Origin of the sequence: uncultured Microbulbifer sp., assembly GCF_947498635.1 — a bacterium.
Taxonomy (GTDB): domain Bacteria; phylum Pseudomonadota; class Gammaproteobacteria; order Pseudomonadales; family Cellvibrionaceae; genus Microbulbifer; species Microbulbifer echini.
In genome coordinates, this window is sequence record NZ_CANMKV010000033.1 from 25191 (window position 1) to 48383 (window position 23193).

20 protein-coding genes and 1 pseudogene are annotated in these 23193 nt (G+C 52.3%); 9 read left to right on the forward strand and 12 right to left on the reverse strand.

What is annotated here, in order from left to right:
* Positions 1–28 precede the first annotated feature (28 nt).
* From odhB to sdhC, 6 genes are all read right to left on the reverse strand, one after another.
* A complete protein-coding gene (gene odhB / locus Q1A69_RS15465; RefSeq protein WP_299587245.1) occupies positions 29–1216 on the reverse strand; it encodes a 2-oxoglutarate dehydrogenase complex dihydrolipoyllysine-residue succinyltransferase in 1188 nt (395 codons plus the stop codon).
* 46 nt (positions 1217–1262) lie between these two features.
* Positions 1263–4097 (reverse strand): 2-oxoglutarate dehydrogenase E1 component, encoded by a 2835-nt coding sequence (locus Q1A69_RS15470; RefSeq protein WP_299587247.1) that lies wholly within the window; start codon positions 4095–4097, stop codon positions 1263–1265.
* A gap of 180 nt (positions 4098–4277) precedes the next feature.
* A complete protein-coding gene (locus Q1A69_RS15475; protein ID WP_299587249.1) occupies positions 4278–4982 on the reverse strand; it encodes a succinate dehydrogenase iron-sulfur subunit in 705 nt (234 codons plus the stop codon).
* Positions 4983–5001: 19 nt separating this feature from the next.
* A complete protein-coding gene (gene sdhA, locus Q1A69_RS15480) occupies positions 5002–6774 on the reverse strand; it encodes a succinate dehydrogenase flavoprotein subunit (RefSeq protein WP_299587253.1) in 1773 nt (590 codons plus the stop codon).
* A gap of 3 nt (positions 6775–6777) precedes the next feature.
* Entirely contained in the window at positions 6778–7146 is a 369-nt protein-coding gene (gene sdhD, locus Q1A69_RS15485) for a succinate dehydrogenase, hydrophobic membrane anchor protein (RefSeq protein ID WP_299587256.1), read from the reverse strand.
* Entirely contained in the window at positions 7140–7514 is a 375-nt protein-coding gene (gene sdhC, locus Q1A69_RS15490; protein WP_252082932.1) for a succinate dehydrogenase, cytochrome b556 subunit, read from the reverse strand. The genes sdhD and sdhC overlap by 7 nt, the downstream gene beginning before the upstream one ends.
* A 440-nt stretch (positions 7515–7954) precedes the next feature.
* Here sdhC and gltA point away from each other — a divergent pair, with 440 nt between their 5' ends.
* From gltA to Q1A69_RS15515, 5 genes are all read left to right on the forward strand, one after another.
* Positions 7955–9244, forward strand: coding sequence for a citrate synthase (gene gltA / locus Q1A69_RS15495; protein ID WP_299587259.1), 1290 nt, complete (start codon positions 7955–7957; stop codon positions 9242–9244).
* 304 nt (positions 9245–9548) lie between these two features.
* Positions 9549–10085, forward strand: coding sequence for a hemerythrin domain-containing protein (locus Q1A69_RS15500; RefSeq protein WP_299587262.1), 537 nt, complete (start codon positions 9549–9551; stop codon positions 10083–10085).
* Between the two features lie 516 nt (positions 10086–10601).
* Complete coding sequence (locus Q1A69_RS15505; RefSeq protein WP_299587265.1) at positions 10602–12632, forward strand: FAD-dependent oxidoreductase; 2031 nt, start codon at positions 10602–10604, stop codon at positions 12630–12632.
* A complete protein-coding gene (locus Q1A69_RS15510; RefSeq protein WP_299587268.1) occupies positions 12633–13985 on the forward strand; it encodes an ammonia-forming cytochrome c nitrite reductase subunit c552 in 1353 nt (450 codons plus the stop codon). It begins immediately after the preceding gene.
* A 12-nt stretch (positions 13986–13997) separates the two neighbouring features.
* Positions 13998–14546 carry a DUF3365 domain-containing protein gene (locus tag Q1A69_RS15515; protein WP_299587270.1) on the forward strand — a complete coding sequence of 183 codons (549 nt, stop codon included), beginning with the start codon at positions 13998–14000 and terminating at the stop codon, positions 14544–14546.
* 649 nt (positions 14547–15195) lie between these two features.
* Here the strand turns inward: Q1A69_RS15515 and Q1A69_RS15520 are convergent.
* Positions 15196–15405: a DUF3820 family protein gene (locus Q1A69_RS15520; RefSeq protein ID WP_299587273.1), complete on the reverse strand. Its 210-nt coding sequence runs from the start codon at positions 15403–15405 to the stop codon at positions 15196–15198.
* Positions 15406–15563: 158 nt separating this feature from the next.
* Here Q1A69_RS15520 and Q1A69_RS15525 point away from each other — a divergent pair, with 158 nt between their 5' ends.
* Positions 15564–15827, forward strand: a complete 264-nt coding sequence (locus tag Q1A69_RS15525; RefSeq protein ID WP_299587276.1) for a hypothetical protein — start codon at positions 15564–15566, stop codon at positions 15825–15827.
* A gap of 137 nt (positions 15828–15964) precedes the next feature.
* Here the strand turns inward: Q1A69_RS15525 and Q1A69_RS15530 are convergent, their stop codons facing one another.
* From Q1A69_RS15530 to dcd, 3 genes are read right to left on the reverse strand one after another with little or no spacing between them, the layout of a single operon-like run.
* Positions 15965–16150, reverse strand: a complete 186-nt coding sequence (locus tag Q1A69_RS15530) for a hypothetical protein (protein ID WP_299587279.1) — start codon at positions 16148–16150, stop codon at positions 15965–15967.
* Position 16151: 1 nt separating this feature from the next.
* Positions 16152–17360, reverse strand: a complete 1209-nt coding sequence (locus tag Q1A69_RS15535; protein ID WP_299587282.1) for an NAD(P)/FAD-dependent oxidoreductase — start codon at positions 17358–17360, stop codon at positions 16152–16154.
* 37 nt (positions 17361–17397) lie between these two features.
* Positions 17398–17967: a dCTP deaminase gene (dcd, locus tag Q1A69_RS15540; RefSeq protein ID WP_299587284.1), complete on the reverse strand. Its 570-nt coding sequence runs from the start codon at positions 17965–17967 to the stop codon at positions 17398–17400.
* A gap of 206 nt (positions 17968–18173) precedes the next feature.
* Between dcd and imuA the strand changes: the two genes are divergently transcribed.
* A complete protein-coding gene (gene imuA / locus Q1A69_RS15545; RefSeq protein ID WP_299587286.1) occupies positions 18174–18881 on the forward strand; it encodes a translesion DNA synthesis-associated protein ImuA in 708 nt (235 codons plus the stop codon).
* A gap of 21 nt (positions 18882–18902) precedes the next feature.
* A complete protein-coding gene (locus Q1A69_RS15550) occupies positions 18903–20084 on the forward strand; it encodes a DNA polymerase Y family protein (RefSeq protein WP_299587288.1) in 1182 nt (393 codons plus the stop codon).
* Positions 20085–20424: 340 nt separating this feature from the next.
* Here Q1A69_RS15550 and Q1A69_RS20430 read toward each other — a convergent pair whose 3' ends face one another.
* Positions 20425–20718: an IS30 family transposase gene (locus Q1A69_RS20430; protein WP_366525594.1), complete on the reverse strand. Its 294-nt coding sequence runs from the start codon at positions 20716–20718 to the stop codon at positions 20425–20427.
* Between the two features lie 811 nt (positions 20719–21529).
* Here Q1A69_RS20430 and Q1A69_RS15555 point away from each other — a divergent pair.
* A complete protein-coding gene (locus tag Q1A69_RS15555) occupies positions 21530–22234 on the forward strand; it encodes a class I SAM-dependent methyltransferase (protein WP_299587290.1) in 705 nt (234 codons plus the stop codon).
* A gap of 224 nt (positions 22235–22458) precedes the next feature.
* Here Q1A69_RS15555 and Q1A69_RS15560 read toward each other — a convergent pair.
* Positions 22459–23097: pseudogene (locus Q1A69_RS15560) on the reverse strand (IS5 family transposase); the annotation flags it as partial.
* Positions 23098–23193 lie beyond the last annotated feature (96 nt).

Sequence of the window (23193 nt, forward strand, 5' to 3'; positions counted from 1 at the left end):
GGGGACCCACGGGCCCCAGGACCCATTTTTAAACTTCGAGCAGAATACGCGCCGGATCTTCGATCATTTCCTTGATCGCCACCAGGAAGCCAACCGCTTCTTTACCGTCGATCAGGCGGTGGTCGTAGGACAGCGCCAGGTACATCATCGGCAGGATTTCCACCTTGCCGTTTACCGCCATCGGGCGCTCCTGGATTTTGTGCATACCCAGAATTGCCGTTTGCGGTGGATTCAGGATCGGCGTGGACAACAGGGAGCCAAATACACCACCGTTGGTGATGGTAAAGGTACCGCCAGTCATCTCTTCGATAGACAGCTTGCCGTCGCGAGCGCGCACACCCAGATCACGGATATTATTTTCCATATCCGCCAGGCCCAGATTTTCAGCGTTGCGCAGAATCGGCACAACCAACCCTTTCGGAGAGGAAACCGCTACGCCGATATCCTGGTAGCCATGGTAAACAATATCGTTACCATCAATGGAGGCGTTCACCGCTGTGTAGCGTTTCAGCGCTTCAACCGCAGCCTTAACAAAGAAGCCCATGAACCCCAGGCGGGTGCCATTGTGGGTCTTCTCAAACAGATCCTTGTAGTTCTTACGCAGATCCATCACCGGCTTCATGTTCACCTCGTTAAAGGTGGTGAGCATGGCGGTGGACTGGGAAGCGTCGAGCAGGCGTTCAGCAATACGCTTACGCATACGGGTCATAGGAACGCGCTTCTCTACGCGCTCACCCGGAGCCACGGCCACTTCAGCGGCAGCCGCAGGTGCGCTGGACGCCGGTGCAGTACCCGCTTTCATTACATCTTCTTTGAGAACGCGACCGCCCTTGCCAGTGCCTTCAACACCGCCCAGATCCACGCCCTTCTCCGCGGCCATTTTTTTGGCGGACGGCATAGCAATTTTATCGCCGGCAGCAGGTGCTGCAGCGGCAGGTGCTTCGGCCTTTTCTTCTGCGGGAGCGGCTGCGGCGCCGGCGCCCTCTTCAAACTTGGCGATCACCTCATTGGAGAGAACGGTATCGCCCTCGCCCTTGATGATTTCGGAAAGCGCGCCGTCAGCCGGTGCAACCACTTCCAGTACCACTTTATCGGTTTCGATATCCACGATCAGTTCATCGCGGGACACGGCTTCGCCGGGTTGTTTGTGCCAGGTGGCGACAGTACCGTCCTGAACGGATTCCGGGAAAGTTGGCGCTTTAATCTCGATCGTCATTTTTCCTGTTTCCTGAGATTGACTCTGCTTAAATTACTGCCGTCTTTTATTTGACGGTCAGCGCCTCGTTGATGAACTTATTCTGTTCTTCCAAGTGCGTGGACATATAGCCCGCCGCAGGTGCCGCCGATGGCGCGCGGCCTACATAATCCAGGTGAAGCTTCGGATGGGTTTCCGACAGCACACGGCGCAAATGATGCTGGCTGGAGTACCAGGCGCCCTGGTTCATGGGTTCTTCCTGACACCAGGCGACACTCTTGATGTTCTTGAATGCGGAGACCGCTTCCACGAACTCTTCGTCCGGGAAGGGATACAGCTGTTCAATACGTACAAATGCAACATCTTCCTGTTCGCGCTCCATACGCGCCTCCAGCAGGTGGTAGTACACCTTGCCGGAACACAGGATCAGACGCTTGACCTTGGCCGGATCCACACCCTGATCCTGGATCACATTTTGGAAGCGGCCTTCGGCCAGCTCTTCCAGGCTGGAGGTAGCCAGCTTATGACGCAGAATCCATTTCGGGCTCATGATGACCAGAGGGCGACGCATAGGACGTACCGCCTGACGGCGCAGCAGGTGGAAGATCTGCGCCGGGGTGGTGGCGTTACACACCTGGATATTGTGCTCCGCACACAGCTGCATAAAGCGCTCCAGGCGCGCGGAGGAGTGCTCCGGGCCCTGGCCTTCATAACCGTGTGGCAGTAGCATCACCAGACCGCACATACGGCCCCATTTATGCTCACCAGAGGTGATGAACTGATCGATCACCACCTGGGCACCGTTGGCGAAGTCACCAAACTGGGCTTCCCAAACCACCAGGGATTTTGGCGTGGTAGTGGCGTAGCCGTATTCGAACGCCAACACCGCTTCCTCGGATAGAAGGGAGTCGTAGATGTAAAACGGCGGCTGATCTTCGAACATGTGCTGCAGGGGCACATAGCTCTGACCGTCCTTCTGACTGTGAACCACCGCATGGCGGTGGGAGAAGGTTCCGCGCCCCACATCCTCACCGGTGAAGCGAACCATAAAGCCCTCTTCCAGCAGGGTACCGTAGGCGAGTGTTTCCGCCATTCCCCAGTTCAGCGGTAGGGCACCACCGGCCATCTTGCGGCGGTCGTCATAGATCTTCGAGACCTGGCGTTGCATCACAATGCCGTCGGGGACATTGGTCATGCGTGTAGCGACATCCTGCAGCTTGGGCAGCGCATAGCCGGTATCCGCGGGCTCGTCCCAGTCGTGGCCCAAATAGGGGCTCCAGTCCACAAACATGGAGGAGTCGGGCTTCTTCACCAAACCGGTGGCCACGTCTTCGCCCGCATCCAATTTGTCGCGGTAGTCGTTGGCCAGCTTGTCGGCGGCAGGCTTGTCCAGGATCCCTTCACCCACCAGCTTCTCGGAGTAGAGCGTGCGGGTGGTCTTGTGTTTGCGAATGGTCTGGTACATCAGTGGCTGGGTACCGGACGGGTCATCGGTCTCGTTGTGACCGCGGCGGCGGTAGCACACCAGGTCGATCACGATGTCTTTCTTAAATTCGTAGCGGTAGTCCACCGCCAACAGCGCCGCCAGCACAACCATTTCTGGATCGTCGCCGTTTACGTGCAGCACCGGGGCATCGATCATTTTGGCGGGATCGGTGGAGTACTCGGTGGAGCGAGCGTCTTCGCGCTTGCTGGTGGTAAAGCCCACCTGGTTATTCAGCACGATGTGTACCGTACCGCCGGTGTAGTAACCGCGGGTCTGAGACATCTGCAGGGTTTCCTGCACAACACCCTGGCCGGCAAAGGCCGCGTCGCCGTGGATGTTGATCGGCATAACTTTCTCGCCGGTGGAGTCTTTGCGGCGATCCTGGCGGGCGCGCACAGAGCCAACCACGACCGGTGCACTGATTTCCAGGTGCGACGGGTTAAACGCCAGAGCCAAGTGCACTTCGCCACCGGGAGTCATCACATTGGAAGAGAAGCCCTGGTGGTATTTCACATCACCAGAAGTATCCAGGGTTTTCTTGCCCTCGAACTCTTCAAATAGGTCAGACGGGTTCTTACCGAGGATATTCACCAGGGTATTCAGGCGGCCGCGGTGGGCCATACCAATCACGATCTCTTTCACCCCGTAGGTGCCGGAGCGACGGATCAGGGCGTCCATCATCGGGATCAGGCTCTCGCCACCCTCAACACCAAAGCGTTTAGTGCCCGGGTATTTGGAGTCCAGGTGGCGCTCCAGGCCCTCTGCGGCGGAGAGTCGCTGCAGAATCTCAATCTGGATATCGGTGCCGAAATTGGCCTTGGACTGGCTGCGCTCCAGGCGCTGCTGGAACCACTGCTGCTCTTCCAGATTGGAGAGATGCATGATTTCCGAGCCCAGATTGCCGCAATAGGTCCGCTCCAAGCCCTCGACGATCTCACGCAGGGTGGCCTCTTCCCTACCCAGGAACAGACTACCGGTATTGAAGGTGGTATCGAAATCACCCTCGGTCAGACCGTGGTAGCTCAGTTGCAGATCGGGTACCTGTTCACGGGCCATCAGGCCGAGCGGGTCCAGGGTGGCTTTCTTGTGGCCGCGGTGGCGATAAGAATCGATCAGCTGCAGAACTTTAATCTGCTTGCGCTCGTGATCGATATTAACGGAGCCGGAGCCGGAGCCCGGAGCCGTTACCGGGCGGGCGCGGTGTTTGCTGAGCAGCTCAAAGTGCTGGCGCACTGCGGCGTGAGAAACATCACTGCTGCCACCAACACGGGGGAGGCTGTCAAAGTAATTGCGCCACTCCTCCGGTACACCGTTGGGGTCATGCAGATAGGTCTCGTAAAGCTCCTCCACATAGGCGGCATTGCCCCCGGAGATATGGGAGCTACGCCACAGCTGCTCCATGGTACTTTCGTGCATTTTGATGCCTACCTCGATTGCAGTGGGCTTTTGTCGCTCTAACCACTGCGCTTTCCTTCACTCACAAAAGGGGAGGCGCATAAAGCCACCTCCCCTTTTCAATTTAATTCCGGTGCAACCGGTTATATCACCTAGCGCCATACCTGGCACCGGGCCCGCCAGCGGCGTGCCCGGTATTCTCTATACGGCGCGCGTCAACAGCATATTGCGAATATGGCCGATGGCGCGGGTCGGATTCAAACCCTTGGGACATACGTTGACACAGTTTTGGATACCGTGACAACGGAACACACTGAATGGATCATCCAGATTGGAGAGACGTTCATCTGTGGCTAGATCGCGGCTATCCGCCAGGAAGCGGTAAGCCTGCAGCAGACCCGCCGGGCCGATAAACTTGTCCGGGTTCCACCAGAATGACGGACAGGCAGTGGAGCAACAGGCACACAAAATGCACTCGTACAGACCGTCGAGCTTCTCGCGATCCTCAGGGGATTGCAGACGCTCAATGGCCGGTGCCGGCGTATCATTTTGCAGGTACGGCTCAATTTTTCTGTACTGCTCGTAGAACTGCTCCATGTCCACAACCAGATCGCGGATCACCGGCAGGCCCGGCAGTGGGCGCAGTACCAACTTACCCTTCGGTGCAGCTTCAGACAGTGGCGTGGTACAGGCCAGGCCATTGCGTCCGGAGATATTCATACCATCGGAACCACAGACACCCTCGCGGCAGGAGCGGCGGAAGGACAGTGTTGCGTCCTCAGCCTTGAGCAACTCCAGCACGTCCAACACCATCAGGTCCTTGCCCTGGGTGTCGAGCTGGTAGTCCTGCATGTACGGCGCTTTGTCGGTTTCCGGGTTGTAACGGTAAATGCTTACTTTCAACATACTCTATTCCGCTCCCGAATCAGTAGGTCCGAGCTTTCGGTTCAAAGGCTTCCATGGTGCTCGGCGCGAAGTTTACCGCACGCTTGCCCACACGTTTTTCCCCAGGGAAGTACATGGAGTGACACAGCCAGTTTTCGTCATCGCGTTCCTGGAAGTCTTCGCGGGCGTGAGCGCCGCGGCTTTCCGTGCGAGTCTCAGCGGCAATCGCCGTGGCCTCGGCAACTTCTAGCAGGTTCTGCAACTCCAGGGCCTCAACGCGGGCCGTGTTAAAGGCGCGACTTCTGTCGTCCAGGCGTACATTCTCGATACGCTCGCGCAAGTCGGCCAGTTTCTTCACACCTTCGGCCATGTAGTCGCCGCGACGGAATACACCGAAGTGATTCTGCATCACGCCCTGCAATTCTTTGCGCAGGTCTGCAGCCTTTTCACCGGTCTCGTTTGTTTCGAGGCGATTCAGGCGCGCCATTGCTGCTTCGATATCAGACTCGGACGCTTCGCGGTGCTCGATACCCTCACGCAGGGCTTTTTCGATAAACAGGCCAGAGGCGCGGCCAAATACGACCAGGTCCAGCAGGGAGTTGCCGCCCAGGCGGTTGGCGCCATGTACGGATACACAGGCAACCTCGCCACAGGCGTAGAAACCGTCGATAACCTGATCATTGCCCGCCGCGTCCTGGGTCAAAGCCTGGCCGTGAACGTTGGTGGGGATACCGCCCATCATGTAGTGACAGGTGGGCACAACCGGGATAGGCACTTTAACTGGGTCGGCGTGCGCGAAGGTCTTGGAAAGCTCACAGATACCGGGCAGGCGACTGTTCAACAGTTCCTCACCCAAGTGGTCGAGCTTCAGGAATACGTGATCGCCTTCCGGGCCGCAGCCGCGACCGTCGAGGATCTCAAGCACCATGGAGCGGGCCACAACATCCCGTCCCGCGAGGTCCTTGGCGTTGGGCGCATAGCGCTCCATGAAACGCTCGCCGTCCTTATTGATGAGGTATCCACCCTCACCGCGACAGCCTTCAGTCACCAGTACGCCCGCACCGTAAATACCGGTGGGGTGGAACTGCCACATCTCGATATCCTGCACCGGCATGCCGGCGCGCAGGGCCATGCCCACACCGTCACCGGTGTTGATATGCGCGTTGGTGGTAGAGGCGAAGATACGACCCGCTCCACCAGTAGCAAATACCGTTGCCTTGGACTTAATGAAAACCACTTCGCCATCTTCGATGCACATGGCGATAACGCCTACTACGGCACCGTCCTGGTTCTTGACCAGATCAATGGCAAACCACTCGTTCAGAAACTCCGTTTTATGCTTCACGTTGTTCTGATAAAGGGTGTGCAGCAGGGCGTGGCCAGTACGGTCGGCCGCCGCACAGGTGCGCGCGGCTTGACCACCGCGGCCAAAATCCTTGGACTGACCGCCGAACGGGCGCTGATAGATGCGGCCTTCCTCGGTACGGGAGAAGGGCAATCCCATATGCTCCAGCTCAAAGACCGCTTCGGGCCCCACGGAACACATGTACTCGATCGCTTCCTGGTCTCCGATGTAATCAGAGCCCTTCACGGTGTCGTACATGTGCCAGCGCCAATCGTCATTGGGGTCTGCACTGGCGATCGCACAAGTGATACCACCCTGGGCGGATACTGTGTGTGAACGAGTCGGGAATACCTTGGTGATTACCGCAGTCTTGTAGCCAGACTGGGCCATCTGCAGGGCCGCACGCATACCTGCGCCGCCACCACCAATTACGATCCCGTCAAAAGAAATAGTACGCATGTTCGCCATTGCTTATACACCCCAAAGAATTTCAATGCCCCACACCGTGTAAAGCACGGCGACCGCAGCCAGGATCACTTCTACAAACAGGCGCAGAACTGTGGCCTTACCGCCCATCATCCGGTTGGTGATGTAATCGGTAACCACGGACCAGAGGCCAATCCAGGCGTGAATAATGGTGGACAGCAGGGCGACCAAACTGAATACACGCATCCAGCGCTGGGCGAACAACTCAGACCAGGCCTGGTAGCCAAAGTCTTTGGTAAAAAAGATAAAGCCCACTATAAAGAGGACATAAGCCAGCAGTATAACTGCGGTAACACGCTGATAAAGCCAGTCGAACGTACCGCTACGGCCAAAACTAGTTACTGTTCTTACCACAACCATACCCCCACCAGAAGAATAAGGATTACACTCACCACCAGCACGGCAATAGCGCTGCGGCGACCACCTTCGAGGCTCTCACCCATCCCCATATCCATAAACAGGTGACGAACACCGGCCAGTAGATGGTAGATAAGAGCTGCCAGGGAGGCCCACAGGATGAGCTTGGCTGGAATACTGTTAAATGCTGCCGCCATATCGGCGAAGCCCTGTTCGGATTCCAGGCTGGCATCGAGCATGCAGAGCAAAAGCGCCACAACGGCGAAGAGCACTACACCGGACACACGATGCAAAATGGAAACCAAAGCAGCAGCGGGAAGCTTGATTGTGGAAATGTCTAAATTGACAGGTCTGTTTTTGTTCACAGGAAAAACACCTTGTTGCCCTGAACGACCGGGCGCCCGTTAGCTTTTCAATTGGAGGGACGAGCGGCTTGCTGATCACTTTGCACTCGACCTGATGAAGCCTTGTACAAAGTAGCCGTACCATGGCGCAAGCCGCGCGGATTATAGGCATTCAATAGTCAAAACACAACGAACGCCTGGGAAAACGCCGTCTTCACGAACCCCAGTGGCAGATCATTTAACACTGCGGAATTTCCGCAGATTTTTACGCCTGCAATTAGGTAAAAGCTCTACAGGCCCACCCAGTTACCGGATATCCTGTTGCCGGCCGACTGGTCGTCCACGCCTTTTGGTTTGACAATTTGCGGCGCGGCACTTAAGTTTGGCCCCGCTCAAAAGGCCGCCAGCACCCGAAAACACCAGGAAAAGGCCGCCATAAGAACAGTTTTTAGGAGTCCGCAATGTCCGATAAAAAAGCGCAACTCACGGTCGACGGTATCGACGGCGCAATAGAAATGCCCGTTCGCTCCGGCACCCTCGGTCCCGATGTTGTCGATGTCGGCAACCTAACAGGCAAGGGCTTATTCACTTACGACCCGGGCTTCGTATCCACTGCCGCGTGTGAATCCAAGATCACCTTTATCGATGGCGCCAAAGGTCAGCTTCTGCACCGCGGCTACCCCATCGAACAGCTGGCAGAGAAGTCAGATTACCTCGAGACCTGCTACCTGCTGATGAACGGCGAACTGCCCAACGCCCAGCAGAAAAAAGAGTATGTGGACACCATCATGTCCCACACCATGGTGCACGAGTCCCTGGTGAACTTCTTTAAAGGTTTCCACTACGACGCCCACCCAATGGCGATGCTATGCGGCGTAGTTGGCGCCTTAGCCTCCTTCTACCACGACTCCCTGGACATCAACAATCCAGAGCACCGTGAGATCTCCGCACACCGCCTGATCGCCAAGATGCCGACCCTGGCCGCCATGTGCTACAAGCACTCCAAAGGCATGCCCTTCATGTACCCGGATAATAGCCTCAGCTATTCCGAAAACTTCCTGCACATGATGTTCGGCAACCCCTGCGAACCCAGCAAGATCGACCCGATTGTCGCCAAGGCAATGGATATCATCTTCCTGCTGCACGCAGACCACGAGCAAAACGCGTCCACCTCAACCGTTCGCTTGGCCGGCTCCTCCGGCGCCAACCCCTTCGCCTGCATCTCCTCTGGCATCGCCGCCCTGTGGGGGCCAGCGCACGGTGGCGCCAACGAAGCGGTACTGAATATGCTGCAGGAAATTGGTGATGAAAGCCGTATCGACGAATTCGTGAAGCGCGCCAAAGACAAAAACGACCCCTTCCGCCTAATGGGCTTCGGCCACCGCGTTTACAAAAACTTCGATCCGCGCTCCCGCGTGATGCAGGGTATTTGTGACGAAGTTCTGGGTGCCATGGGTGCCGAGAATGACCCTCTGCTGAAGATTGCCAAAAGACTGGAAAAAATCGCCCTCGAGGACGAGTACTTCGTCGAGAAGAAGCTCTACCCGAACGTAGATTTTTACTCCGGCATTATCATGAAGGCTATCGGCATCCCCACCGATATGTTTACCGTAATCTTCGCCACCGGCCGCACCTCCGGCTGGATTGCCCACTGGAATGAAATGATTTCCAATCCGCACAAAATTGGCCGTCCACGCCAGCTGTATACCGGCTATACCGAGCGTGACTACACATCGGTAGAGCAGCGCTAGCAAAACCCCAAATAAAAAACCCGGCATTGCCGGGTTTTTTATTACCCACAATTCACGAATGTTCGACAAATTTAAAATAACGCAACAAGCAGGCCCACCCCAGCTTGTGACAAGCTTCACACTTTAAGAATTTTTGCCCAGTTGCAACTCCCGCCACACAGTCAAACAACTGTCATGCGATGTAAAATCCGCGCCTTCCGGAGGGGGTACAAGCACGGCGCGATTGCGCACCGCCGTTACCGCCCCGCCGAGAAATTTCTTACCCGTACAATACACAAAAGCAAAACTATCAAAGGCACAGCATATGCTTAGCTTTATCTCCGGCATGTTCCGAAGCAGCAAGTCTTCAGACAGCGTCGACCTGGAAGAAAAATACACCCGAAGCTCTTATGCTAGCGCCAAGGGCAGCCGTACAATTTCCTACGACCCAACCCTAATCAAAGCCCTGGAAGACGACCACCGCCACCTGATCGGTATTTTTCAACGCATGTGGTCTGAGGGTTTTGAAAAACAGAACTACCGCCAGTTATCGCAATTGCTGACTCAATTCAAATCGGGCTTTCAAGCGCACCTAATCAAAGAAAATGTGCGCTTTTATGTGTACCTCGAGCAGGCCCTCGCCGGAGACGCACATACCCTGCAAGTTGTGAAAGACTTCCGCACCGACATGAACGAAATCGCCAATGCCGTTGTGCAGTTCTGCAAGCGCTACAACCATGAAGCCTTCACGCCGGAAATGGTTCGCGACTTCAAAGTAGACTATCAAAAAATCGGGGAAGCACTGACCCGCCGCACAGCACTGGAAGAAAAAGAACTCTACGTTCTCTATCAACCATCCTGAGCACTTGTCCAATATTGAATTTGTTACTCAATCTCTACAGGAATAAGGCGCAAGCCGATGAGTGAGCAACAACTTATTTTGTAAGTGCCACACAGAAACATCTGCGACCCACAGGGACGGGGCGCATATTTTTCACCCTACTCGCAATCCCTCCCCCAGCGCCCCAACCATTCTGCTCAAAAAATCTGCGGGAGCCAACTGCCGGAAAATATTTCCACTCCAGGTTCAACAGAAGCGCTCTGCTACATCTGTAAAATAATCCTGCTCCAACAAAGTGCATGACAACAACAACTGAACAAAACTTTCCGTTCAGACCTCCCTTAACTTCCTATCCCCTATCGTCATTTCTATTCAACACTAGACGTTTATTTAATTTTGTTTAAACATAGAGAAATTAGAATTCAAAAAAACTCACAACGGTGGGATATTGGTCTAAGAAGTTCTGAAAGCTTTATGGCTTAAAAACAAGAATGACAAGCAGGCCAGTAGTAAAAGCCGAGGGGAATCGGGGGAAATATGACTGAACTTAAAAGTTCAGCTGCTCGACAATATTCGCCAAATAGCGCTCAAGCCAGCGATAGCAGCTATCCAATTTATGTCATTGTAGGCACAGGACCGGTTGGGGTCCGGTGTGCACAAAAACTACTAGAATTCTGTGATGAAGCGCAAATTGTTATCTACGGTGCTGAAACAGAATCACCCTATAACCGGGTAAAATTATCCCAATACCTCTCCCGCCACGTAAATCGGGACGAGCTGGATAACCCTATTTTGGGCAAGAGCGACCACCGGCTCGCAGAATATATCGACCGGGAAATCATCTCCATCGACCGCGTCAAAAAAATAGTGACTGACGCAGCGGGAAATAGACAACCCTACACTAAGCTGATCCTGGCCACCGGCTCTAATCCGAGTATCCCCAGGATCCCCGGTGCAGAACTTCCCAGTGTTTATCCCTTTCGCAGCCTGCGTAACACCAATGACTTGATCGCCCTGCGAGAGCAGCATGCCGATATTTGCGTGATCGGTGCCGGCGCCCTCGGCCTGGAGGCGGCAACCGCGTTAAAAACACCCAAAAATACCGTCACCCTGCAATCCCGCGGAAAATTGCTGAGTGGTCTACTGGGCGAAGAAGGGGAAGAGTTTTTAAAGTCTTCGCTTGCAGCTTTGGGCGTGCAACTCAAGGTGGGATCAACGCTCCAATTGATCGAACAAGATGAAGATAAGTCCAGGCTGGTTTTCGAAGGCGATGAAACCCTTAGTGTCGATGCCATTGTCCTCTGTACCGGTATTCAACCGGAAGTCTCACTCGCACAGCAGTCTGGACTCAATATCGATAGGGGAGTGGTTGTCAACGAGTGGATGCAAACTTCCGACCCGGATATCTACGCGGTTGGCGAGTGCGCCGAGTTTGATCGCAAAGTTTACCAACTGGTACGCCCAGGTTACGAACAAGCGGAAAGCTGTTGTTCCCATATTCGCCGCGATCATGGAGGCGAGATTTTAGAGCGCCCCTACACCGGTAGCTATACAGATATCCAACTCAAAATTGCCCATATTCCCTGTGCCATTATGGGAGATGTTGCCTCGGAAAATCTTCAGCAGCATGAAGGGCTCGAGAGCCATGTTTTTCGCAACCGCTTCAAAGGAATTTACCGACGACTCTTTGTTAGGGAGGGTCGTATCCTAGGGGCTGTTTATATCGGCAGCTGGGATGAGGCAAACAGTCTGCGCCAAGCTGTAGCCCAAGAAGAAAAAGTGAGTGCGCACGCGCTTAAGCAGTTTTCCGATGAAGGCCGCCTTTTTGGCCAGCAGGCATCCAATAGCATCAAGAACTTCCCCGATAGCTATCTGGTATGCCAATGTAATTCTGTCAGTAAAGGAGAATTGTGCAAAGCGATCTCCGAGGGAAAGCGCACGCTCAACGAACTGCAACAAGCCACCACGGCAGGCTCTGTTTGCGGAAGCTGTCGCCCACTGATGGCCGAACTGCTCGATGCCCCGGTGCCCAACCTGGTTATGCGCCACGCGAAAGGTATCTTGGTTACTTCGGTCATATCTCTATTGTTAATCACTCTGTCATTCCTGATGCCCTCTCCCCCGGTTTCGGACACCGTGCAAACTGGCCAATTTTGGGAAAAACTCTGGTATGACAATTTCTGGAAACAGGTAACTGGCTACACCATCCTCGTACTATGCCTATTTACCGCCGCCCTGAGTGTGCGCAAACGCTGGAATAAACTCGCACTCGGGCATATGGATCACTGGCGCTACGCCCACAGTTTAATCGGGGTCGTTGCCGTGGCCACCCTGGCAGTACACACCGGTTTCCGCATGGGGCAAAACCTCAATCTCGCCCTTATGCTGGTTTTCCTTGGCGTTACTGCCACAGGCTCGCTGGTCGGCGTCTTTATGGCACGCAACCACCACTGGACCGATCTCAAGCTACGCGAACACCGCAAGTGGTGGTCACGTGTGCACTACGCCCTGCTTTGGGCACTGCCGGTACTCCTCGCTTATCATATTCTTGCGGTTTATTACTTCTAAATGAAATCTTATCAATTCAAATTTTGGCACTACGGCCTGCTGCTGACTTTGGTTGTGGGCGCCTATGCCGCCTATAACCTGACAGCAGATGACAAGTCCCTGTTTATCACCGGCGAACCCACCCACGGCCATCACCAGATCGAGCTCGCCTGCACCTCCTGTCACACCGATGGTTTTGCCGGAGAGGAATCCATCCAGCAATCCTGCTTGAATTGCCACGCAGAAGAACTGGAACTCGCCGACGATTCCCACCCACGCAAAAAATTCCTCGATCCTCGCAATGCACAATTGCTGGAAACCCTGGATGCACGCCAGTGCATCAGCTGTCATACGGAGCATAAACAGGAAATTACCCGCGAGATGGGGGTCAGTCTGGCCGGGGATTTCTGCTTTCACTGCCACAGTGAAATTGCCGAGGAACGCAGCAGCCATCAGAGCATGGGATTCGAGACCTGTGCCAGCGCCGGCTGCCATAACTACCACGACAATGGCACCCTCTATGAGGACTTCCTGATCGCCCACGTAGGACAACCGGACCTACTCGAAGAAGCCAAGTTACCAGCGCGCACGGCGATGCAGTTCTGGCTACAAGAACACCCTGACGCCAAACCACTGCAACAAAAGCAGGCGGATATTCAGGGCGAATCAACCTCTGCAGAAATCGCCGCACTCTGGTCGCAAAGTGCCCACGCACAAGTCGAGGTAAACTGCACCAATTGCCATGCCGACGGACAGATGCAATTCAGCAGTATCGAAGTAGTCGAACAATGCGCAAGTTGCCACAGCGCCCAGCAGGAGTCCTTTACCCAGGGTAAACACGGTATGCGACTGTCAGCCAAGTTGCCGCAGGAGTTTGTCCAGCAGGCTGGCGCCATGACGCCGCAGCAAGCCTGGATACCTATGCAGTCCGACGCCTCCGGTGAATTGAACTGTATTAGCTGTCATGGCCCACACGACGTCGACCTGCAATTTGCCGCAGTAGAGTCCTGCCTCAACTGCCACAGCGATGAACACAGCCTCGCCTACAAGGCCTCACCCCACTTTGACACCTGGCGAGCCAATCCGGAAAACGGCGTCAGCTGTGCCAGCTGCCACTTACCAAGGGAAACCCACGGTGAGCAGGTAGTGGCCAACCACAATCAAAACCACAATCTCCGCCCCAATGAAAAAATGTTACCCGTTTGCCTGAACTGCCATGGGGCGGAGTTTTCCCTGGCAGCGATGGCCGACAAAAAACTGATCTCACAGAACTTCAAGCATAAGCCCGCGGACAAGCACGAGACCTTCGACTTAATCCGCGATCGCATTGCGCGAATTTCCAATAGCAAAAAAAATCAAACCAAATCCCAATAGGAGGGGAACACTATGCGTATTGCCGCTTGTTTTATCGCTGGACTGGCACTACTCACTGGCTGTGAAAAAAACCAGGGAGTGGCACCCGAGCGAATGGCGGATGCCGTCTTTGCCGTGATTGAGGCAGACAGGGCCAACTACACCAATAAGGTGGTTAACCGTTTGCAAAATGAGGAAAAAGTCCTGGATGCTGACGAGCACTGGCAGGATAAAAAACTGCTGCCCTTGCCGGCACAAATGATGCGCATGGGAGCCGAACGCATCGCGGAAAAAGAGTCTGGCTTCAGCTACGCTCTGCTCTCACTCTGGCCAGTGAATAAGCAAAATAAACCGCGCACCGAAATGGAAAAGCAGGGCCTGCGGTATGTGATTGATAATCCCGGCCAAAACTTCTACGGTCGTGAGACACTGGGGGATACCGAATATTTCACCGCCGTTTACGCCGATGTCGGTGTTTCACCAGCCTGTGTCAGCTGCCACAATGATCACGCCGATAGCCCACGCGATAATTTTGAACTCGGCGAAACGATGGGCGGCGTGGTTATTCGTATACCGCTCTAAGCCTCTATTTTAAGTCTGCCTACTAACCCGGCAACCTGTTGCCGGGCTCCTTACAATAGCCTCCCCAGCCAATCCCACTCTGAAAAATAGACAATTTATCCGGCGACAAAAAATACGACTGCAGACCGAGAAGGTATGATTTTGTAGAGGGATAGATAAAAGTAGCTAGATAGAATTGGTAATGGGAGAAGATTGGAAATGAGTAAAAATTGAGAGGTCAAAATATAAATCTAGAAATCGGATCCCCAAAGAAGAATTAGCGGCCGAATTCATTTCGACCGCTCCCTCTTTAAGTGACTGGCTCTACTCCCGCTGCAACCTCGCTGAAATCATTCAGACCAGTGGTCACCCGCTGTGGGCCTATTTCCGGGTAAGTCCAGTCTCCATTGCGGCCCGCTTCTTCTTACCGCTTCGCTCCGCAAAGCTCACCTAGGCATTTATATAGTAAGATGGCTGTACAGAAGATCAAAGTAAAACGGTAGGCATAATGCCGACTCAAGAACAGTTTAGTTTACACAGAAGCTGCGCCTGAGCGTGACCTACCGACCACCAGTACCACCAGTCGGCGTAGGTTAATAAAGACACCCTCGGATACACATCAGTGCCACAGTAATCCGAAGGCATAATAAGAAAAATATAGAGTCACACGTTATTTCAACGGCGTAATCAGCCCCTCAAGCCCTTCAATCTTTACCTCCAAAGCCAGGGCCATGAGCTGCCCCAACTTGCCCGAGGGGAAGCCCTCTCTGGAAAACCAAAGTAAATACTCCTCTGGAAGGTCGATCAGTGGGCACCCCGCATATTTGCCAAACGGCATCGGTGTGCGCGCAATATCGATGAGCTGTTGTTTTTCAAACATCGCGAAATCCTTCAAAGTTCTTATTTTGTGCTACGCGTGACTCTGGACTGAGATATTTGTTGCGGCCACTGCCTCACCTTACACTGGCTCCGGAATTATTCGGTCGGATTTACCGAATCTCTCTACCTCAAGAATTACTGAAAGAGGTGCCTATGCGCATGAAAGCCATCAAATATCTCAGCCTAGCCGCGGTATTTGCCGTGGGACTCGGTAGCCAGGGCTGTGCCAATATGAGCGATACCGACCGCCGTATCGGAACCGGGATAGGTGTCGGGGCCGTTACCGGTGCCCTGATCAGCGGCGGGCGCCCCGGTGGTACTGCCGCAGGTGCGGTCATCGGCGCGGGGGCTGGCTATCTCTACGACAGAGACAGAAAACGCAGAGATTACTATCGCTATCGCGGCCGCTACTATCGCTATTAATGATGCACTGAGAATAGGGAGTTTTTCGTTTCTCGGAAACTCCCCCTAAGAAGAGCCCCGGTGTGGCACCAGCCAGACCGGGGCTCATCGGCTAGCACTAGCGCAAATGGGAGAATTACCTCTCTCGAAGCCCGCCTTTAAAGCAACTCGGTTTTGGTTTTAGCACAACGTTCGCAGCGATATTCCGTAACGAGCCTTCCCTGCTTCACGTCAAATTTACGCTCGGTAACGACTTTCCACTTGTGAAAACCCTCCCGGCACAAGGTGCTGCCCTTATGCTTTTGCCAGGCTGTCTTTCGCTTAAAAGGAATCACATCTCCCATATCAGGCCACCTCTCCTGCCGCATGCCCGGAAGCCCAGGCCCATTGAAAATTAAAGCCCCCCAGCCAACCGGTAACATCAAGTACCTCGCCGACGAAATACAGACCCGACTGGGTTTTACACTCCATAGTTCGGGAGGAAACCTGATCGGTATCCACACCACCGAGCGTCACTTCTGCCGTGCGGTAACCCTCGGTGCCGTCGGGCACCAGCTTCCAGGTTTGCAGCTTGGCCCCAAGTGCCTGCAGTTCCGCATCGGAAAACTGCTTGAGGGGACGGCTGGCAATATCGAGCCTTTGCAAGAAAAACTGTACCAGTTTTTTGCTCCAAAGCTCGGCTAACACGCTGTGTGAGTGACTTTCTGGGCTCTCCTGTCGACGATGCTGCAGCCAGTCAACCAGATCCCGGTCCGGCGCCAAGTCGAAGGTAACCGCCTGCCCCTCACGCCAATGACTGGATATTTGCAGAACCGCTGGGCCACTCAGCCCCCGGTGGGTAAACAGCATCTGTTCGTGGAAGCTGCCCTCACCACAGGAGGCCGTCACCGCCAGAGAGCTACCGGGCAAGCTATCCTGCCGCTGTAGCTGGCGCTTATGCTGGGTGAACGGCACCAGGGCTGCACGGGTGGGCACAATATCAAGACCGAACTGACGGGCGATATCGTAACCAAAACCCGTGGCACCCATAGTGGGAATCGACAAACCGCCAGTGGCCACCACCAGGGATTCACAGTGCACCAACCCCAGATTGGTCTCTACTAGGTAACCATTCTGCTCAAATTGGATGGTGGACACCGCACAGCGCGTGCGAATCTGCGTTTTAGCCGCACGACATTCAGCCAAGAGCAGATCGACAATATCCTTGGACTTGTTATCGCAAAATAGCTGGCCGAGCGCTTTCTCGTGATAAGCAATCCCGTATTTTTCCACCAGAGCAATAAAATCCCACTGGCTATAGCGTGCCAAGGCTGATTTACAGAAGTGGGGGTTACCACTGTAGAAATTTTCCGCACTGGTATAGAGGTTGGTGAAGTTACAGCGACCGCCGCCGGACATCAGGATTTTCTTACCGACTTTATTCGCATGGTCCAATACCAGCGCACTGCGACCGCGCTGGCCGGCAGTGGCCGCACACATCAACCCCGCCGCCCCGGCGCCGATAATTACTACATCGACACGCTCAGGCAACTGGTTATTGGATACATCGGTCATAGAAAGGTAGGTTGTGTCGCTGGATCGCCCTGGGCGATCAAGTGCGTGGCAGGGTTACGCCGCGCTGGCCTTGGTACTTGCCACCGCGATCCGCGTAAGACACATCGCAGACTTCATCGGACTCGAAAAACAGCATCTGTGCCACACCTTCGTTGGCATAGATCTTCGCCGGCAGGTTGGTGGTATTGGAAAACTCCAAAGTCACATGCCCTTCCCACTCCGGCTCCAGCGGCGTCACATTCACGATAATGCCGCAGCGTGCGTAGGTGGATTTCCCCAAACAAATCGTCAGTACCGAGCGGGGTATACGGAAATACTCCACGGTGCGCGCCAGCGCAAAGGAGTTCGGCGGGATAATGCAGTACTCACCCTCCACATCGACAAAACTGTTCTCGTCGAAGGTTTTCGGGTCCACGGTAGCGGAATGCACGTTGGTGAAGATCTTGAATTCGCGGGCACAGCGCACATCGTAACCGTAGCTGGAGGTGCCATAGGAGATGAGTCGTTCACCGTCATTGCCATGGCGCACCTGGCCCGGCTCAAAAGGCTCAATCATGCCGTGCTGCTCTGCCATACGGCGAATCCACTTATCGGACTTGATACTCACTCCGTCCCCCTGAAGACAAAAGATTGGTGCTCGATTAAAGAGGCCGAATCATAGCCGGTTTGCGCTGTGCAAAAAAGTGCCAATCGGCACCTTTGCCCCTTGTCACCAACAGGTAAACACTGTATAAATCAACAGACAACTGTATATACATACAGTTTTACTGCAAAGCACTGCCAAATACCGGGCCAGAAACAAATGGTGCCAGAGTGAATAAAGCTGAAAATCTTTTTAAAAACAATAAGTTAAACCACAAATCCAAACCCCTGCTCAGATTGCGGCGCTTTGTCGGGGTTGAGGCTAATCGGGCGGCCAATGGATGCGGGGAGCCTGGTATCGCTACGGGCTTCGCCAGCCTCGACACCCTACTCTGCGGCCGCGGATGGCCAAAGGGGGCCAGTGTAGAACTGCTTGCAAATCAAACTGGGATGAATGAATTATCCCTTCTGCTACCAACTCTGGCCGAGCTGACCCGCGCACAGAAGATGGTGGTATTGATCAAGCCGCCGTTTATCCCCAATGCTCAGTTACTCGCACAGTGCGGCGTCCAGCTGGAGCAATTGTTGTTGGTACACCCCCGAGGAAAGAGGGACTACCTCTGGGCGATAGAACAGTCACTACAATCCGGCGGCTGCGGCGCCCTTCTGAGCTGGCAAGGCTGCCAAGCAACCAGTTATCGAGAGCTGCAACGCCTACAGCAAGCCGCCGAAAAGGGCGGTTCTCTACACTTCCACTTCCGGCCTCAATCAGAATCCCCCTACCCCTCTCCCGCCAAACTCAGGCTTCAACTGAAAAATAAAGAGCGAGATCTCTCCCTCAGGCTACTCAAGCAAATCAATGGTCCCAGTGGGCAGCGCCTAGTGCTTAATATTCAACGGGCCACCCCTGCAGAACGAGTCCGCCAAGGCCTACATTGAGAAATATCTAGGAGGCATCGTATGCTCTGGCTCTGTATCCAGTTTCCCAAGCTTTCTCTCGAGACGCTCACACGCGCCCTAACCCCAAGTGAGAGGAGCCAAGCTCTGGCGATAGTGGAAAACCACATCTTAGTGCAGCCCAATAATGCCGCCGTAGAGTATGGTATCTCGCCCGGCTTAAGTACCAGTAGCGCTCGTATTCGGTGCCCGAACCTACAGATGCTACAGCGCCATAAAGAGAAGGAGCAACGGCAGCTGGGGGCGTTAGCGCAATGGGGGCACAGCTTTACACCCATGGTTTCTTTGAAAGCCGCGTCCCCTGAAGAAGGCAGCCATCCCCCACGACTCTACCTTGAACTCAGTGATTGTTTAAAAACCCACGGTGGACTTCGAACGCTGCTGAATCAACTGCAGCAAGAACTTAAAGAAATGGGCATCAGTTATGACCTGGGGCTTGGCCACAGCCCTAGCGCTGCGCTACTGCTCAGTCAACTAGCGGAACACCGCCAGTGGTTGCAACAAACCCATGTCCCCCCTACTGCCCAGCAGTGGAAACAATGGGGCAGCCAAGCCCCCTGCAAACTGCTGGAGTGCGATAAAAAAACCATAGAGAAGCTTTATGCCCTTGGATTTAACCGGGTAAGCCACTTACTGGCTGCTCCGCTTTCGGAAGTGGAGGGGCTCCTTGGCCGAATTTTTATCAATTACTTAGCCCGGCTTAGTGGTAGCCTCCGGGCGCCTATTTCTTACTATCCGCCAGAACCCCTTTTCGATAGAGAAATATTTTTTGCCACACCACTCAATGCACCTGAGCAACTACTATTACCCTGCAATCTCTTGCTTCAGGAATTATTTCACCAATTTAAAAACCGTAAAGCCTATACTGGGCAATTATACTTGCAATTACAAAGTGACAAAAAATCAATAAGCCACTTCCAACTGGAATCTTCTTTTTTTTCACAATCAGAAGTGCAGAAATTGTTTGCTCAAATCAAGGTTAAAATTGAAAAAAGCTCACTGGATCATCCCATTCATTCATTACGTTTGCACGGCTCTCAATCAATCCCAAAAACCCTCAAAAGGTTGAACGGCAGCCCCCTTGAAAGCCACGTGTTAAATATAGAAAATAAACGTCAAAAACTTATAGGGAAATTAAAAGTGCGCCTAGGAAAACAGGCATTATCAAGAATCATTTTGAAGTGATACGAGCAGTCAAGATTCCCTATCTATCTTCATTTCCAGCCAGTAGAAAATCGATTCCAACCACAACTCAATCGCTCTAGAAAAACCATCTGCCGTTAGCTAAAACAGGGCAGCCCTTACTACATCGAGAGCCCTCATCAACAGACACTGTAGCTACGGCACGAAAAATACAAATAGCCTAGACTGCTAACATAAGCGACACACGTTGTTCAACCAGAAGTTTCAGCGGACTCCAATAATTTAACATTTCCCTAATCTGGGCATTAATACGAAATATCGCATCACCAATCTGGCTTTTCAGCAATTTGCCAACTCCCATCTCTTTCGGGAAGAGACACCTCTACAGTCCATTAGTATTTTCACTCAACCCACGCTCCCATGAGAGATACGGCTTTGCAGAATATATACTGCGACCTAGTTTATGCGCGATCAGTCGTTGGCCCGAGAATTCGCCGCCGTTGTCGAAAGTTATGGTTTTACACACTGCCTGATACAGCTTCAACATACGCTTGACTGCCCGACTTATTGTCTCCTTATTTTTGTTCGGCACTCTACAAGCAAATAGCAGCTTGGGGGTTCGCTCTACCAATGTCATCAGGTACCCATCTTCCCGTATACTGTGTCGACCTCCCAATGCCCGAACCTGGTATTTTCATAGCAATTTTTTGGTGCTCGTCAATATCAATGCGCCCTGAAATAAGCTTTACACAGTCCTTAGGACCTTACACTTGCGGAAATGTTTGCCTTTTCGAGGCGGCCGGCCGATCCAGCGGTAAATAGTTGAACAGCTGGCTGTTTTATCGCAGTTCTCAAGCTGCATATATCCGGAAAATTGTGAGGATCTTGCGTTTTTCAGCTAATGGCCAACTTGCATTTTCATGAAGAAATCGAACTTGGTGTACTTACGCGCTCCATGCCGCTGCTGTAATTGTAATATCTGTCTTTGGGCACTGTAAGGGCTGCCGCGGTTTAGCTCGCGGGAAATGATTTTGTTGAAACGACTGGGGTGTTGCACAATGACTCGGGCTGAATAATTCAGTCCGATGGGGTCTTCGATCAAATATCGTCCTTCGAGGCCCTGCTGGCTGGTGTGTGTTCCCGTGGGATTCTTGGCTTGCTTGTATGGAAGCTAATCCGCCTATAGCCAGCTGTTCTCCTTCGTCATCACCAAGTGAGTAAGTTCTTGTGATAATCTAGGAAGTATTCTCATAAATATTTATAAGGATTTGACTCAAGTTACTTACAGCCTTGCATATCATTCAAAAACCAAAACAGGAACCGATGGAGTAATGAATATAAAAAGTGTAGAATATCAGAACAGAACAAGCCTATAGGTCCATCGTAGAACTATTAGCAATCACGCGAGAATATGCCTGCTTTATCCCTGATAGAATCACCGGTTAGAGTAAGCTCCCTTAATAACACGAGCAATGCGGCACCTTATTATGAAAAAACACAAAATAAAAGAACATATTGAAAAATTACCGCTCGTTCATTTCTTCGTCAAAAATGCCTACGGTATCTTTATTTCCCCGATAGGATCATTTCCTGGGTCCGATAAGTACTGGAAACAAAGATATAAAAAGGGTGGAAATTCTGGGGCAGGCTCATATCAAAACCTTGCACAGTTTAAAGCTGAAAAAATAAATGAATTTATAAGAGATAATAAAATAGAAAGTGTAATTGAACATGGATGCGGCGATGGAAATCAGCTTAAGTTATTTAACTTCCCCTCTTACATCGGCCTTGACATAAGTGTTGATGCCCTAAGAAAATGCAAAGAACTTTTTTCAAAAGATAATACAAAGAAATTTGGGTTAGCCGATGAAAACACAAGAGAAGTGGCTGACCTAACAATATCTCTAGATGTTATTTATCATCTCGTAGAGGACGACATATTTGATAACTACATGAAAAAACTATTTAACTCCTCTAAAAAATTTGTAATTATTTACTCATCAAATAAAGATAAAAACTCGATATTTCAAGCACCTCACGTTAAACATCGCAAGTTTTCCAAATGGATTGAAATAAACTGTTTAGATTGGAACTTAATAAAGCACATTCCTAACGAGCACCCTTACAATGGAAATAATGAGGAGAGTTCCTTCGCCGACTTTTACATTTACAAAAAAAACAGAACTATATAATATAGCCTCAATTAAACCTGAACAGCTATTCGAACCATAAATAAGCCCAAAAAGTTAAGCAGAGGGGAGCACCGATTGTCTAGAGTGAGCCCTAGGAAAGCTCTGAAAAATAGCTTTCTAACTCTTCATTAGGTATCGCACAATAAAAAATGACTGTTTTCTAGTCAAAAATTAGGTTTCCATACGTATTTATCCCCATTTTCATTCCCTGAAATCTGCGCTTTTCAGATTTCAGGCGCACTGGTCCTAGTGCAGCAGATATTTTTTCCAATTAATAAGTTGGTAAAGCCGACCAGCATACACAGACGCTGGGTGTTTTTCTTTAAACCTCGATAGCGGACTTTTCCATATCCAAAAATGTTTTTTATATAACGGAATGGGTGCTCTACTTTTGCCCTAATCTGCGCCTTAATCTTTTCCACCTTTCGTAACGCATTCTGGCCTGGACGATGTCTTAAGCGACTTGGCTTCTCTGCAATGTGCCATTCCACATCTTTAGACTTCAGTTCTTCGCGCTTTTCTGCCCCGGTGTAACCAGAATCACCCCAGACTCGCTTTTCTTCGCCATGCAGCAATTGACCTGTTGCAGTAATGTCATGCTCATTAGCGGCTGTTGTATCGATACTATGTATGAGCCCGAGAGTGTCATCTGTACCAATATGCATCTTCATTCCAAAATGCCACTGATTACCCTTCTTAGCCTGGTGCATTTCTGGATCACGCTCCTTCTTTTTATTCTTATTCTTATTCTTATTCTTATTCTTATTCGAGGATGGAGCCGAGATAATAGTGACACCTACAATGGTACCTTCACGCAAAACTATGCCATTCTCAGCAAGATACTTATTGATTTCCTCAAATAGAGCCTAGATTCCCATAACGACCGACACACTTGGCAATAGCGAGAGAGGTCAGCTGGCTGTAGGCTAGTAAGCTTCCACACAAACAAGCCAGGAACC